The 13,734-nt window shown below is 72.9% G+C and carries 13 protein-coding genes; 6 read left to right on the top strand and 7 right to left on the bottom strand.

Going from position 1 to position 13,734, the window contains the following annotated elements:
• Positions 1-145: 145 nt before the first annotated feature.
• Together ACIGA3_RS12840 and ACIGA3_RS12835 are read left to right on the top strand one after the other, a co-directional pair.
• On the top strand, positions 146-2,221 hold the full coding sequence (locus tag ACIGA3_RS12840; protein ID WP_399713867.1) for a SpoIIE family protein phosphatase: 2,076 nt from the start codon (positions 146-148) through the stop codon (positions 2,219-2,221).
• Between the two features lie 42 nt (positions 2,222-2,263).
• Positions 2,264-3,127 carry an Fpg/Nei family DNA glycosylase gene (locus ACIGA3_RS12835; protein WP_399713865.1) on the top strand — a complete coding sequence of 288 codons (864 nt, stop codon included), beginning with the start codon at positions 2,264-2,266 and terminating at the stop codon, positions 3,125-3,127.
• Positions 3,128-3,137: 10 nt separating this feature from the next.
• Here ACIGA3_RS12835 and ACIGA3_RS12830 read toward each other — a convergent pair whose 3' ends face one another.
• From ACIGA3_RS12830 to ACIGA3_RS12820, 3 genes are all read right to left on the bottom strand, one after another.
• Positions 3,138-3,791, bottom strand: coding sequence for a zf-HC2 domain-containing protein (locus ACIGA3_RS12830; protein ID WP_399713862.1), 654 nt, complete (start codon positions 3,789-3,791; stop codon positions 3,138-3,140).
• 184 nt (positions 3,792-3,975) lie between these two features.
• Positions 3,976-4,500 carry a hypothetical protein gene (locus ACIGA3_RS12825; protein ID WP_399713860.1) on the bottom strand — a complete coding sequence of 175 codons (525 nt, stop codon included), beginning with the start codon at positions 4,498-4,500 and terminating at the stop codon, positions 3,976-3,978.
• Between the two features lie 134 nt (positions 4,501-4,634).
• Positions 4,635-5,180, bottom strand: coding sequence for a sigma-70 family RNA polymerase sigma factor (locus ACIGA3_RS12820; RefSeq protein ID WP_399713857.1), 546 nt, complete (start codon positions 5,178-5,180; stop codon positions 4,635-4,637).
• Positions 5,181-5,408: 228 nt separating this feature from the next.
• Between ACIGA3_RS12820 and ACIGA3_RS12815 the strand changes: the two genes are divergently transcribed.
• Positions 5,409-6,512, top strand: a complete 1,104-nt coding sequence (locus ACIGA3_RS12815) for a CapA family protein (RefSeq protein ID WP_399714027.1) — start codon at positions 5,409-5,411, stop codon at positions 6,510-6,512.
• Here the strand turns inward: ACIGA3_RS12815 and ACIGA3_RS12810 are convergent, their stop codons facing one another.
• Together ACIGA3_RS12810 and ACIGA3_RS12805 are read right to left on the bottom strand one after the other, a co-directional pair.
• Positions 6,513-7,934 (bottom strand): amino acid permease, encoded by a 1,422-nt coding sequence (locus ACIGA3_RS12810; RefSeq protein WP_399713854.1) that lies wholly within the window; start codon positions 7,932-7,934, stop codon positions 6,513-6,515. It lies immediately after the preceding gene.
• Positions 7,935-8,024: 90 nt separating this feature from the next.
• The gene (locus tag ACIGA3_RS12805; protein WP_399713851.1) at positions 8,025-8,957 is read right to left on the bottom strand and encodes a LysR family transcriptional regulator; all 933 of its coding nucleotides are present in this window, start codon (positions 8,955-8,957) and stop codon (positions 8,025-8,027) included.
• 109 nt (positions 8,958-9,066) lie between these two features.
• Here ACIGA3_RS12805 and ACIGA3_RS12800 point away from each other — a divergent pair, with 109 nt between their 5' ends.
• Complete coding sequence (locus ACIGA3_RS12800) at positions 9,067-10,323, top strand: MFS transporter (RefSeq protein WP_399713848.1); 1,257 nt, start codon at positions 9,067-9,069, stop codon at positions 10,321-10,323.
• On the opposite strand, the gene ACIGA3_RS12795 is transcribed toward ACIGA3_RS12800, so the two are convergent.
• Positions 10,259-10,732, bottom strand: a complete 474-nt coding sequence (locus ACIGA3_RS12795) for a universal stress protein (RefSeq protein ID WP_399713846.1) — start codon at positions 10,730-10,732, stop codon at positions 10,259-10,261. The genes ACIGA3_RS12800 and ACIGA3_RS12795 overlap by 65 nt on opposite strands.
• Positions 10,733-10,883: 151 nt before the next feature.
• On the opposite strand from ACIGA3_RS12795, the gene ACIGA3_RS12790 reads away from it, so the two are divergent.
• Complete coding sequence (locus ACIGA3_RS12790; protein ID WP_399713844.1) at positions 10,884-11,720, top strand: polysaccharide deacetylase family protein; 837 nt, start codon at positions 10,884-10,886, stop codon at positions 11,718-11,720.
• A gap of 28 nt (positions 11,721-11,748) precedes the next feature.
• Here ACIGA3_RS12790 and ACIGA3_RS12785 read toward each other — a convergent pair whose 3' ends face one another.
• Positions 11,749-12,444, bottom strand: a complete 696-nt coding sequence (locus ACIGA3_RS12785) for a class F sortase (RefSeq protein WP_399713841.1) — start codon at positions 12,442-12,444, stop codon at positions 11,749-11,751.
• Positions 12,445-12,777: 333 nt separating this feature from the next.
• On the opposite strand from ACIGA3_RS12785, the gene ACIGA3_RS12780 reads away from it, so the two are divergent.
• Positions 12,778-13,674: a hypothetical protein gene (locus ACIGA3_RS12780; protein WP_399713839.1), complete on the top strand. Its 897-nt coding sequence runs from the start codon at positions 12,778-12,780 to the stop codon at positions 13,672-13,674.
• The last annotated feature ends 60 nt before the right edge of the window (positions 13,675-13,734 follow it).

The raw sequence follows: 13,734 nt of genomic DNA, 5'->3' as shown, positions 1-13,734 counted from the left end.
CCGGGCCGGGCCGCTCCCCACCCGTCGTATCCGCCCGCCCTTCCGTGTACCGCGCCGCCCGGCCCGCATAACCCGTACGGGCCGGGCCGCCACACCCTGCCACGCCCCACTCGAAGATTCGGACATTTACTGGCAAGGTGGCCCCATGGCTGATCGGGGAGCGAGTGCCCTGTCACTCCCGGAGAACCGGCCCGCCGACCCGGACACGATCCTGGCGCTCAACCACGTGGGCAGCTTCGACTGGGACCTGGACGCGGGCCTGTTCCACATGGACGCCCGGGCCCACGAGATCTTCGACCTGCTCCCCGAGGAGTACGACGGCAAGGCCACCTCCCTGGCCCTGCGGGTGCCCCCGCCGGACGCCGCCAGGCTGGACGAGGCGGTCGCCCGCGCCATCAAGGACGGCAGCGAGACCTACGGCGCCTACTTCCGCGTCCGCCGCCGTGACGGCACCACCCGCTGGGCCCACAGCCAGGGAGCCATCCTCCGCGACGGCACCGGCCGCCCGCGCCGGGTCGTCGGCCTCGTCCGCGACGCCACCCGCGAACTCGCCGACAGCCCCGCCCGCGCCCCGCGCACCGCGCAGGAGGAGGCGTTCCGCCAGCAGACCAGCATCGTGGAGGCCATCTCCGCCGCGCTCGCCCACGCCCGTAGCGTCCAGGACGTCATCGACGTCCTCAAGGACACCCACGGCATCCGCCACCTCGGCGCGGCCAGTGTCGTCATCGGTCTGGTGGAGGCCGGCCGCATCCGGCTGGTCGCGGAGGGCCCCACCGAGAGCTTCGTGCCCGGCACCCGCATCACCCGGATCGACGAGCCCTACCCGATGAGCGAGGTCGTGCGCACGCTCGCCCCCCGTTTCATCGAGTCGCCCGAGGAGTTCGCGGAGCAGTACCCGATCCTCTGGCCGCACATCACCGAGCTGCACATCACCTCCGCCGCCTACCTCCCGCTGATCGCCCAGGGCCGCCCGCTCGGCGCCATGGGCCTGCTCTACGGCGACCGGCGCGGCTTCTCCGCCGAGGAGCGCGCCGTCCTGGTCGCCCTCGGCAGCAGCATCGCCCAGAGCCTGCAGCGCGCCATGCTCTACGAGCAGGAGAAGGACCTCGCCCAGGGCCTCCAGCAGGCGATGCTGCCCCGCACCATCCCCAGCGTCCGGGGCGCCGACGTGGCCGTGCGCTACCGCTCCGCCGCCCTCGGCCGGGACATCGGCGGCGACTGGTACGACCTGATCCCGCTGCCCGGAGGCAGGGTCGGCGCCGTCATCGGGGACGTCCAGGGCCACGACACCCACGCCGCCGCCGTCATGGGCCAGCTGCGCATCGTGCTGCGCGCCTACGCCGCCGAGGGACACACCCCGGCCACCGTCATGGCCCGCGCCTCCGTCTTCCTCGACGAACTGGACACCGACCGGTTCGCCACCTGCCTGTACGCCCAGGCCGACCTCACCACCGGCGTCGTGCAGGTCGTCCGGGCCGGCCACCTCGACCCCCTGGTCCGGGACGCCGACGGCACCACCCGGCGCGTCGAAGTCGAGGGCGGGCTGCCGCTCGGCCTCTCCGCCGAGTTCGGCCGGCTGGAGTACCCCGTCGCCACCCTGGAGCTGGACCCCGCAGACACCCTGCTGCTGTGCACCGACGGCCTGGTCGAGCAGCCCGGCACCGACCTGGACGACGGCATGCGGGACCTCGCGGAGGTCTTCGCCGCGGGCCCGGACGACGTACGCGAACTCGCCGGACGCCTGATCGCCATGGCCGAGGAACGCGGCGGCGAGGACGACGTCGCGCTGCTCCTGCTGCGCCGCCGGGAGCCCGAGGACCCACGGGCGCGCGGGCGGCTGCGCCTGCGCATCGCCCCCGGCGACCCCGACGCCCTCACCCGCGCCCGGCACCTGATCGGCGCCGAGGCACGGGCCTGGGGCGCCGGCGACCGGGCCGACGAGATCGAACTCGTCGCCGACGAGCTGATCACCAACGCGCTGATGCACACCGAGGGCTCGGCGACCGTCACCCTGCGCCTGCTCTCCGGCGGTGAGCGGCGGCTGCGCGTCGAGGTGGAGGACTCCTCCAGCGCGCTGCCCCGCCGCCGCGAACCGGAGGACGACGGCGTCTCCGGACGCGGGCTGCTCCTGGTCGACATGCTGGCCGACGCCTGGGGCGTGGAGGCGCGGGGCGGCGGCAAGGCCGTGTGGTGCGAGTTCCGGACGGCCCCGGACGGCTGACCGCCGCCTGGCGCCGCCGCCCGCCGGTGGCACCCTGGACACATGCCGGAACTGCCCGAGGTAGAAGCGCTGAAGGACTTCCTCACCGAGCACCTGGCCGGGCGCCGGGTGACCCGCGTGCTGCCGCTCGCCATCAGCGTGCTGAAGACCTACGACCCGCCGGTCACCGCCCTGGAGGGTACGGGGATCACCGCCGTGCGCCGGTACGGCAAGTTCCTGGACCTCCACAGCGACAGCGGCCTGCACCTCGTCACCCATCTGGCCCGCGCGGGCTGGCTGCACTGGCGGGACAGCGTGCCGGACACCCCGCCGCGCCCCGGCAAAGGACCGCTGGCGCTGCGGGTGGCGCTGGAGGGCGGCGAGGGTTTCGACCTGACCGAGGCCGGCACGCAGAAGCGGCTCGCGGTGTACGTGGTGCGCGACCCGGCCGAGGTGCCGGGGATCGCCCGGCTGGGCCCCGACCCGCTCGCCGACGGCTTCGACGAGGAGCGCTTCGCGGGGCTGCTGAAGAGTGAGCGGCGTCAGCTGAAGGGCGCGCTGCGCGACCAGTCCCTGATCGCCGGGGTCGGCAACGCCTACAGCGACGAGATCCTGCACGCCGCGAAGATGTCCCCGTTCAAGCTGGCCGCCTCCCTCACCCCTAAGGAGACCACCCGCCTGTACACCGCCCTGCGCACCACGCTCACCGAGGCGGTCGAGCGGTCACGGGGGATCGCGGCGGGACGGCTGAAGGCGGAGAAGAAGAGCGGACTGCGCGTCCACGGCCGCACCGGCGAACCCTGCCCGGTGTGCGGGGACACCATCCGCGAGGTCTCCTTCAGCGACTCCTCGCTCCAGTACTGCCCCACCTGCCAGACCGGCGGCAAGCCGCTCGCCGACCGCAGGCTCTCCCGCCTGCTGAAGTGACCCGGACCCGTCAGCGCGCGGGCAGTGTCACCAGCCGCTCGCCCTTGTCCGTGCGCACCTCGTAGTGGTCGATGTCGTCCGGGCCGAGCGCGGAGCCCGCCATGGTCGCGGTGGTGCCCTCGTCGTGCGCGCCGACGGTCCAGCCGCCCGCCACCTGCTCCGAGCCGTCCCGGCCGACCACGATCAGCCGGCAGGAGTGCGGACCGGCGCTGTCCCGCACCTCCAGGCGCAGCCCGCTGCCCCACCGCTCGCCCTCGACGGTGACCCGCGCCCACACCCCGGTGCCCGGATCGGTGGCGGCCGTGACCTGGGCGGCGGGCTGCCCGTGCCCGGCGAAGGCCATCACCGCGGGCCCGGCCACCGCCAGCACCACCGAGGCCGCGAGGCCGTACAGCATCCGGCGGCGCCGGGCGCGGTGGCGTACGGTGATCTCGCCGAGCAGCCGGTCCAGCATCCGCGGGCCCGGCTGGGCCAGCGCGGGCACGAAGGCCGGAGTTGCCTGCCGGTACAGCATCAACTGCCGTGCCGTGGGGCCGAATTCGGTCGCGTCGGTCGCGCACCGGGGGCACTCGGCGAGGTGGTCCTCGAAGCGGAAGGTCTCCGCCTCGTCCAGCACGCCGAGCGCGTACGCGCCGACGGCGCGATGCCTTTCCAGGGACCTCATGCCGAATCCTCGTGCCTATGGGTGCGGGTGGGGTTACGCGGTGCACCCATTGGTACGCACCGCACGGCGGAATCACTCAAGCCGCGCGCAGAAACCCGCCGAGGGATTCGGAGCGGTCGGGCCCCCGGATTGGTCCGAGTTCCAAGTGGCCCGAAAAAGAGCCTGGATCGCGTCGGAGCCTGCTTCAGAACAGATGGATGGCCAGGTGTCCGAGGGGCAGACCGAGCCGCCAGGCCGGGGTCCACACCTTCGGCCCGTCGTCCTCGCCGTACGCCGCGCCGCCGCCCGGCACCGCGTCCAGGTCGGGCGCGAGCAACTCGGTCTCCTCCAGCCAGCGCCAGGCGTCCCCCGCGAGCGCCAGGTCCGGATCGGGAGTGCCGGACGCGGCCGCCGCGGCCGCCTTTGCCGTCAGTTCGGCCATCCGGCCACCGACCCACTCCCGCCACGGCTGGTCGTACGCCGTCAGCGACAGCCACGTCTCCAGCTGTGAGATGACCCGGACGCCGGAGAGTTCGCCCTCGGTGTCGGACAGGAAGACGGTGAGCGCCAGCGCGTCCCGGCCCGCCCGGAACTCGAAGGACGTCGGTGGCATCAGATCGCCGGTGCGCAGCAGTTCGTCCGCGATGTACTCGGCGTACAACCAGGCCATGGGGACGGTGAGTTCACCGCCGCCGGCGCCGCTCGTGCTCTCGTGACCTCTGTGGAGCATCCCTGCCTGCCTTCCTCCGGTGCGTGCGCGTCGCCCGAACCCGGCCCCCGCCCGGAACACGGATGAGGACAGCTCATGACCCCGACGGGGGTCACGGCAAGGCGCTTTGCCGAGGCTTGACCAGGCTCTCGGTTTCACCGCAGGTCAGTCGCGTATCCCGGAAGAACCTGGCGCAGGGCACGCAGCGCGTAGTACGCGCGGGACTTCACGGTACCGGGCGGAATGCCCAGGATCTCGGCGGCCTCCGCCACGCTGGCCCCGCGGTAGTACACGAGTATCAGCACGTCACGGTGGTGCGGAGTGAGTGTCTTCACAGCCTCGCGCACATCGAGCGCGGCGGTGGCCCGCTCGGCGTGGTCGGCGGTGACGCGCGCGTTCTCCGGTACCTCGTCCACCACCTCGGGCGGCCGGGCCCGCCGCGCCCGCCGGGCGTCGATGGCGAGGCGCCGGGCGACGGTCAGCAGCCAGGGGCGGGCCGAGGCGAAGTTCTCGGCACGCAGCGCCTCGGGATGCTGCCAGGCCCGTACGAGCGTCTCCTGCACCAGATCCTCGGCGCGCTGGCGGTCCCCGTCGCTCAGCCGCAGCAGCAGCGCGAAGAGGGGCCGCCCGTGCTCCCGCGCCAGCGCGGCGAGTTCATGCTCGGCGGTCGTCGTCCCTGGGGCAGTGGTTCCGGCCGTCATGGCCGTATGGCAGCGCAGCCCGCCCTCCGGCGACACCCCGCGCGCACGCCGGTGCGACGGGCGGTCGCCAGGGCTCGGTGAGCGGTCGGACGAACGGTCACCAAGGGGGCCGACAGCACCGGATGGGCTAGGCCCTGTTTGCGGGGGAGGTCAGTTTCATACCCATATGCCCGTCAGAGCTTGTCTGTCAATACGACAAGTCCCATGCGACAACCCTGGGGTGAGTTGATGATCGGACGCAGGCATCAGGTGGCCCTCGCGCTGACCGCCGCGCTCGCGGCGGTGGCCGCCTGCCAGAACCAGGACCGGGCCGAGCCCGGCGCCTCCGGGCAGCCCGCGCCGGGCGCCGGGCGGGGCTTCACACTCGTCGCCGCCGGCGGCATCCAGCCGTACGCGTCCGCCGCCGACCGGGCGGGCTTCGACGCCTCCGGCGCCGGACGCGACTTCCGCCCCATGCTCGCCGGGGCCCGCCCGGCCGTGTCCGGCGCCGATCTGGCGCTGTGTCACCTCGAACCCGTCCAGGGCGCCGACGGCGACCCGGCCGTCACCGCCCTGCCCCAGCTCGCCCAGGGCATCGCCGCGACCGGCTACGACAGCTGCTCCACCGCCTCCCCGCAGGCCGCCGGCGTCGGGGTCACCCGCACCCTGGACGCCCTCGACCAGGCGGGCGTACGGCACGCCGGGACCTCCCGCACCGACACCGAGGCCCGTACCGTCACCCTGCTGCGGGCGGGCACCGCCAAGGTCGCCCATCTGTCGTACGCCTACGACACCACCGGGCAGTCCGGCACGGTCGACCCGGCCGACGCGGGCCGGATCGCCGCCGCCGCGCGGGCCGCCCGGAAGGCGGGCGCCGATGTGGTCGTGCTCTCCGTCAACTGGGGCTCCGCCTGGCAGGACGCCCCCGACACCGGTCAGGTCACCCTCGCCAAGCAGCTCACGGCGGCCAAGACGGGCGGCCGCCCCGACATCGACCTGGTCCTCGGCACCCACGCCCATGTCCCCCAGCCGTACGAGAAGGTCAACGGCACCTGGGTGGTCTTCGGGCTGGGCGACCAGATCGCGGACGGCGGCGCGGGCGCGGGGGAGTGGCGCGGCAACGAGTCCACCCTCGCCCGCTTCACCTTCACCCCGCCCGCCAGGCCCGGCGCCCGCTGGGAGGTCCGCCACGCCGAGTTCCTGCCCCAGGTGTACGACCTCGACGCCGGACGCGTGATCGACGTCAACGGCGCCATCGCCGCCGGCGCCGACCTCGCCGCGACCCGCGACCGGGTACGGAACACCGTACTGAGCCGGAACGCGGCGAAGGCCGGGCTCACCATGGGGAAGTGATCACTCGGCGGGCGGCCGCCGGGCGAGGACCGAATGCCGGTAGGAGTAGCCGAAGTAGATGACGCAGCCGATCAGGAACCAGATGGCGAACCGCACCCAGGTCTGCCACTGGAGGAAGGAGATCAGCCAGAGCGAGAAGAGCACGCCCAGCGCGGGGATGAACGGCATCCACGGCGTACGGAAACCGCGCGGCAGTTCCGGCTGCCGGTAGCGCAGCACGATCACCGCGGCGCACACCACCACGAACGCCAGCAGGATGCCGATGTTGGTCAGCTCGGCCGCCTCGCCGATCGGCACGAACGCGGCGATGCAGGCCGCCCCGATGCCGACGATCCAGGTCACCCGGGTCGGCACGTGCCGGGTGGGGTGCGTCTTGGCGAACCAGCGCGGCAGCAGCCCGTCCCGTGCCATCGAGAACCAGACACGGGTCACGCCCATCATGAAGGTGAACATCACGGTGAGGATGCCGATGATCGCGCCCACCGCGATCACGTCCGCCAGCCCGCCCAGCCCGACCGACTTGAACGCGGTGGAGAACCCGCTCTCGGGGTCGATGTCCTTGTAGTTCTGCATGCCGGTCAGCACCAGACAGGCCGCCACGTACAGCACCATCGAGATCACCAGCGAGTAGATGATCGCCTTCGGCATGTGCTTCTGGGCGTCCTTGGACTCCTCGGCCGCCGTCGACATCGCGTCGTAGCCGAACACCGCGAAGAACACCGTGGCCGCACCGGTGAAGGCGCCGCTGATCCCGAAGGGGAAGAAGGGGTGGTAGTTCGACGTGGTGATGTGGAAGGCGCCCACACCGATCACCAGCAGCACCACCAGCACCTTCAGCGCGACCACGAACGTCTCGAACCGGGCCGCGCTGCGCATGCCCAGGTTCAGCAGCCAGGCGATCAGCAGACACAGGATCGCCGCGAACAGGTCCACCCGGTGCCCCTCGCCGGTGCCGGGCGCGCCCAGCATCCACGCGGGCAGGTTCGCGCCCATCTGCTCGACGAGGAAGCTGAAGTAGCCGGAGATGCCGATGGCGACCACCGCCACGATCGCGGTGTACTCCAGCAGCAGGTCCCAGCCGATGAACCAGCCCGCGAACTCACCCAGCACCGCGTACCCGTAGGTGTACGCCGACCCCGCCTTCGGGATCATCCCCGCGAACTCGGCGTACGACAGCGCGGCGCAGGCGCTCGCCGCACCGGCGATCAGGAACGACACCAGCACCGCGGGGCCGGCCGTGCCATTGGCGACCGTGCCCGCGAGCGTGAAGATGCCCGCGCCGATGATTCCGCCCACCCCGATCGCGGTGAGCTGCCACAGGCCGAGCGAGCGGTCGAGACCGCCCTCGGCCGCCTCGGTCTCCTCGATGTGTTCGATGGGTTTGCGACGGAGAATTCCCTCACCCGAACGGATCTTGGCCACACGCCTCACCTCTTCCCCGACGGCAAACGGCTGACGGCGGATCATGATGGCTCAGGGGCGGCCGGTTCGGAAGGCGCCACGCACGGCGGCTCAGGTCCCGGCCCAGTCCGGTACCCACGTGTCCGAGGCGCCCGAAGCCGCGGACCCGCCGGTCAGCCGCGCGCGCAGGGCGGCCAGGGCGGGGTGGGCGTTGGCGCGGTCCCAGATCAGGGAGTGCGGATAGACCGGCGTCGGACCGGTGATCGGAATCCGCCGCAGATCGTGTCCGGCGGGCCAGGCGAGCCGGGGATGCTCACCCATGAAGGTCGCGAGCTCCGGTGACCCGGCGAGCGTGTCCAGCATCGCCGCGCTGCCGAAGTTGGGGCCGGCCGAGTCGATGGTGAGCCCGAACTCCGCCGCCAGCGAGGCGTAGTACGCGGCCCACTCGACGCCCTCCACGATGCTCGGCATCCAGATCCGGTGCCCGGCCAGCTCCGCCGGTGTCACCGAGCTTGCCCCGGCCAGCGCGTGTCCCGGCCCGGTGAGCAGATGCAGCGGCTCGTCCAGCACACGGGTGCTCGCCAGGCCCTCGGGCAGTCGGCGCCCCGGCATGCCGACCGCGCGGAAGGTCGCGTCGAGCCTGCCCGCGTGCACGGCGGCGACGGCCGTGTCCGCGTCGAACAGGGTGACCACGTCCAGCTCCACACCGGGATGCGCCTCGTGGAAGCCGCGCAGCAGGACGGCCGGGGCGACGCGCGGGCCGATCACGTCCACTCGGAGCGCCCGCCGGCCCGGCCGGACCGACGCGGCGGCCCGCTCCTCGGCCAGCAGCAGCGCCCGCGCGTGCGGCAGGAACGCCCGCCCGTCCAGGGTCGGTTCGGCGCCCCGCGCGGTACGGGTGAACAGCCGCACCCCGAGATCCCGCTCCAGCGCCGCGATCCGCTTGGAGACGGCCTGCTGGGTGAGGGCGAGCACGGCGGCCGCCTCCTGGAACTGCCCCGTGTCCGCCACGGCGACGAAGGTGCGCACGGCCTTGAGATCCATGACCGCCAGGATAGCCGTACAACCATTGGTTGTGCCCGAGGGGGGTTTGGTTGTTTGCTCCCGCCGTGGTCCGGCCGATTTCATGACCCCGGTCAACGGGAGGTTGTACATGAAGCTGGGGTCGCGGTTCGGGTGGCTGTGGGCCGCGTACGCCGTGAGCGCCGCCGGAACCTGGCTGGCGTTCGACGCCTTCGCGCTGATCGCGCTCCTCGTGCTGCACGCCGGCTCCGCCCAGGTGGCGCTGCTGGCGTCCGCCGGACCGGCCGTGGGCGCGGTGCTCGCGGTCCCGCTCGGGCCGTGGATGGAGTTCCGCCGCAAACGCCCCGTCATGATCATGGCGGACCTGGTCCGGTGCGCCGCGCTGCTCGCCGTCCCCGCGGCCCACTTCCTCGGCGTCCTCGGCTTCGGTCAGCTGCTGCTCGTCTCCATGGTCGTGGCGGCCGCCGACCTGACCTTCACCGCGGCCTCCGGCGCCCACCTCAAGAGCCTCGTACCGCCCGCCGGACTGCTCACCGCCACCAGCAGGTTCGAATCCACCACCTGGACGGCCACCGTGCTCGGACCCCCGCTCGGCGGGGCCGCCGTCGGCCTGTTCGGGCCGGTGGTGACGGTGGCCGCCAACGCCGTGAGCTTCCTGCTGTCCGCCCTCGGCATCCGCGCCATCAAGGGCACCGAGACCGCCCCCGAACGGCCGCCCCGCGACACCTCACGCCCGCGCGCCGCCGACCTCCTCGACGGCTGGCGGCACCTGCTCACCAGCCCCGGGCTGCGCCCGCTGTTCCTCAACACGGTCCTGGTGAACGGCCTGATCATGGCCCAGGCGCCGCCGCTCGCCGTCCTCATGCTCGGCCCGCTCGGCTTCGCACCCTGGCAGTACGGCCTCGCCTTCGCCGTCCCCTGCCTCGGCGGCCTGCTCGGCTCCCGGCTCGCCCGGCCGCTCGCCGCCCGCTACGGCAGGCGGCGGGTGCTGCTCACCTCGGGCGTGCTGCGCGCCTGCTGGCCGGTGGGCCTGGCCCTCGTCCGGCCCGGCGTGCCCGGCCTGGTCCTCGTCATGGCGGTCGAGCTGTGCCTGATCACCTGCGCGGGCGTGTTCAACCCGGTCCTCGCCGCCGAGCGGCTGGAGCGCACCCCGGACGACCGGGTGGCCCGTACGCTATCCGCCTGGTCGGTCTCCACCAGGACCGGTACCGCCGCGCTGACCGCGCTCTGGGGGCTGCTGGCCTCGCTCACCGGCCCGCGTACCGCCATCGCCGCGGCCGGGGTGCTGCTCCTGGCGACCGCGCCCATGCTGCGCTCCCTGGCTACGGGACGACCGTCACCGGCCAGCGCCCCGCCTTCACCAGCCGGACCGCCACCGACCCGATGATCCGGTGCCCGGCCTGCTCCGAGGCGCCCACCACCACCGCGTCCGCCTTCAGCTCGTCGGCCGCCTGCACCAGAGCGTTGAACGGGTCGCCGCGGAAGGTGTGGAACTCCCAGCGCACCTCGAATATCCCCTTCACCCGCTCCGCCGCCTCCCTGATCTGCGCGATCAGATCCTCGGCGATCTCGTCCGTGGCCTGCGCCACCGGCACCCCGAGCGCCGCCCCGGCCGCCAGCACCGGCTGCACGTACACCACCGCCAGCAGCGCCCCCTGCCGCCGGGCCAGACCGCCCGCGTACGCCGCCGCCCGGAGCGAGGAGTCGGAGCCGTCCACGCCGACGACGATGACCTTGGGACCGTCCGTGCCCCGCTCGAACCGGTGCCGCTCGTGCTCTGCCTGCTGTTCCGTCACGGCGGTGAGGCTATCGGAAGCCGTGCTTCCGTCCAGCGGACGGGCAGGGGGCTGCCGGGATCGCGCCGTCGCTGCGCCGACCGGGTGGACCGGACCCGCCGCACCGGTGTCGGTGCGGTGCGGCGCGGGGTCGGCGGGCGACTGATGGTTCATGGAGAAGGATCAGTTGTTCACACGGCGCCGGATGCTGCTCGGCTCGGCCGCCGTCCTCGGCGCCGCGGGCGCCGGAGGAGTCCTCATGACGGGCGGCGGCGACCAGGCCGCCCGCACCACCCCCGGCCTCGCCGGGCCACAGGCCCGCCAGGCCCTCAAGCCCTCCGCGTTCCGCCTCCAGCCCCTCATCGGCTACGGCCCCCCGCACACCGCCCCCGCCAGGCTGAAGGTGCGTCACCAGCCCATCCTGCGCCTGGCCGGCAAGGGCAAGAACATGATGCTCACCTTCGACGACGGCCCCCACCCCGACTTCACCCCGCACATCCTGGACACCCTCGCCAAGTACGACGTGCGCGCGATGTTCTTCGTGTGCGGGGAGATGGCAGTCGACAACAAGGAACTCCTGGCCCGGATGGCCGAGGAGGGGCATGTGGTCGGCAACCACACCTGGACGCATCCGCTGCTGACCGAGATGGCGCGCAAGGACATCCGTGACGAGATCGAGCGCACCAGCGACGTCATCGAGGACGCCTACGGGGACCGCCCGCAGTGGTTCCGCGCCCCCTACGGAGCCTGGAACCGGGCCACCTTCCAGCTCGGCGCGGAGATGGGCATGGAGCCGATGGCCTGGACCGTCGACACCACCGACTGGATGACCCCCGGCACGAGCACCGTCGTCAAACGGGTGGAACACGGCGCCGCCCCCGGCGTCGTCATCCTCTCCCACGACGCCGGGGGCGACCGGACGCAGAGCGTCCGCGCGATCCGTGAGTACCTGCCCTATCTGCTCGACCACGGCTATCACCTCACCGTCCCGCCCCGCCGCATGACCTAGGGCCGTACGCCCGCCCGGTCGCGGCGGCTCAGGCCCCCGTGACCAGGCGGGCGAAGACGACCACGTTTCCGTCGTAGCCGTTCTGCTTGGAGAAACCGCCGCCGCAGGTGATCACCCGCAGCTCCGGGGTGCCCTTGGAGCCGTAGACGCGGTCGCCGGGGAACTTGCTCTTCTCGAAGACCTCGACCCCGTACACCTCGAACACCGCGGTCCGCCCGTCCTGCCGGCCCACCTCGACCCGGTTGCCCTTCTTCAGCGCGCCGAGCCCGTAGAAGACGGCCGGACCCCGGGTGTTGTCGACATGGCCGACGATCACCGCCGTGCCCTTCTCGCCGGGAGAGACCGCGCCCGTGAACCAGCCCGCCAGGTTGGGGTCCTCCGGCGGCGGCGCGCCGACCCAGCCGTCCGCGTCCAGGCCCACCGGGGTGACCGGGGCGTCGACCTGGATCGCCGGGATACGGACCCGGTCCGCGGGTGAGAAGGACAGACCGACCGGGGCCGAGGCGGGCGCGCTCCCGCTCGCGTCCGCGCTCGGCGAGGACCGTACGTCGGGGGCCGGGGCGGCGGCCGCGGCGGGCTGGGGCGGGCCCACGTCGAACTCGCCGGACCCGTTCCGGATCAGCGCCACACCGGTCAGCAGCACGAGCGCCAGCACGCCCCAGGGGGCGCGTCTCTTGCGCCGCTCCTCCCGTTCGCTCCACTCCGCCAGCTCGGACGCAGACATTCGCCATCCCCTCTCGACGTGGATGCCGCCACGTCCGTCGCGCATGGGAAAACGCTAAGTCCCGCGCCGGTGAGCGGCGACGGGGCGACAGGCGAACGGGTGGCGGCCCGGCTTTCGGGTGCGCCATCCGAGTTGCACTCCGGAGAGAATTTCTGACGGGCCGTGACCTGCGGCAATATCCGATTGTGTGGTTGTCGCGCGGGGGGTCTGCTCACCAGGACGGACCATTCTCGACATGCGGGCGTGTTCCGGGCCCCGGAGGGTTCTGTCGGGAGGTGCTTTCTCGCCGATCGCCCGGGGACCGGCCCCGGCGTGCCTCTCGCGGAGGAACACATGCGTAACCAACGTGCCTTGGCGGCCACGTGCGCCGCGATCGCCGTGCTCGGTCTTGCCGCCCCCGTCGCCGTCGCGGACGGCATGGGCAACGGGAACGGCACCACGGGCGTCGCCCCGAACACGGGCATTGTCGTGCCGAACCCCGGTGTCGTCCCGAACACCGGTGTCTTCAACGGGAACGGCAACTTCAACGGGAACTTCAACGGCAACGGGCACGGCAACGGCAACGGCAACGGCAACGGCAACGGCAATTTCGGCAACGACGGGAACTTCGGGAACGGCAACCGGGGCAACGACAACGGCAACTTCGGCAACGGAAACGGAAACGGAAACTTCGGCAACGGGAACAACAACGGAAACGGCCGGGGCAACGACTTCGGGAACGGGAACGGGAACGGCAACGGCAACTTCGGCAACGGAAACGGGAACGGCAACTTCGGCAACGGGCACGAGAACGGCGGCAACGGCAATGGTGGCCACGGCGGCGGCAACAACGACGGCAACCTCCGCGACATCACCGTCACCCCCAGCGTGCTCCCCGCAGGCGGCCGGCTGACCATCACCGTCCGGGGCTGCCGCGGCGGCACCGTCTCCTCGCGCGCCTTCGGCAGCGCCCGGCTGAACTCGAACGGCAACGACAACTCCCGAGCCGTCGTCACCATCGACCGCAGCGCCCGCCCCGGCCGCTACGACATCACCGTCGACTGCGGCGGCCGCTCCCTGACCCGCCCGAACGCCTTCACCGTGCTCGGCGGTGTCAACGGCGGCCTCGGCGGCAGCAGCACCACCGGCGCCACCCGCGCCGACACGGCCATCGGCGGCGGACTCGTCGCCTCGGCCGCGCTCGGCGGCGGCGTCTTCTGGCTGCGCCGCCGCCACGAGAAGCACGCCTGAGCGCCGCCCCGCGTCCTCGCCGGCGCGGGACACGCCACCACGGGCCCTCGCCCCACCCCT

The sequence above is a fragment of the Streptomyces sp. NPDC085596 genome (assembly GCF_044541565.1).
In the GTDB taxonomy this organism is placed as follows: Bacteria; Actinomycetota; Actinomycetes; order Streptomycetales; family Streptomycetaceae; genus Streptomyces.
Note: the sequence above shows the minus strand (reverse complement) of the source record. Positions and strands in the feature narration are given on the sequence as shown.

Bases quoted from the DNA above. Each gene is read 5' to 3' on its own strand.
- ACIGA3_RS12840 (WP_399713867.1), top strand. From the start codon at position 146: ATGGCTGATCGGGGAGCGAGTGCCCTGTCACTCCCGGAGAACCGGCCC.
- ACIGA3_RS12835 (WP_399713865.1), top strand. From the start codon at position 2,264: ATGCCGGAACTGCCCGAGGTAGAAGCGCTGAAGGACTTCCTCACCGAG.
- ACIGA3_RS12830 (WP_399713862.1), bottom strand. From the start codon at position 3,791: ATGAGGTCCCTGGAAAGGCATCGCGCCGTCGGCGCGTACGCGCTCGGC.
- ACIGA3_RS12825 (WP_399713860.1), bottom strand. From the start codon at position 4,500: ATGCTCCACAGAGGTCACGAGAGCACGAGCGGCGCCGGCGGCGGTGAA.
- ACIGA3_RS12820 (WP_399713857.1), bottom strand. From the start codon at position 5,180: ATGACGGCCGGAACCACTGCCCCAGGGACGACGACCGCCGAGCATGAA.
- ACIGA3_RS12815 (WP_399714027.1), top strand. From the start codon at position 5,409: ATGATCGGACGCAGGCATCAGGTGGCCCTCGCGCTGACCGCCGCGCTC.
- ACIGA3_RS12805 (WP_399713851.1), bottom strand. From the start codon at position 8,957: ATGGATCTCAAGGCCGTGCGCACCTTCGTCGCCGTGGCGGACACGGGG.
- ACIGA3_RS12800 (WP_399713848.1), top strand. From the start codon at position 9,067: ATGAAGCTGGGGTCGCGGTTCGGGTGGCTGTGGGCCGCGTACGCCGTG.
- ACIGA3_RS12790 (WP_399713844.1), top strand. From the start codon at position 10,884: ATGGAGAAGGATCAGTTGTTCACACGGCGCCGGATGCTGCTCGGCTCG.
- ACIGA3_RS12785 (WP_399713841.1), bottom strand. From the start codon at position 12,444: ATGTCTGCGTCCGAGCTGGCGGAGTGGAGCGAACGGGAGGAGCGGCGC.
- ACIGA3_RS12780 (WP_399713839.1), top strand. From the start codon at position 12,778: ATGCGTAACCAACGTGCCTTGGCGGCCACGTGCGCCGCGATCGCCGTG.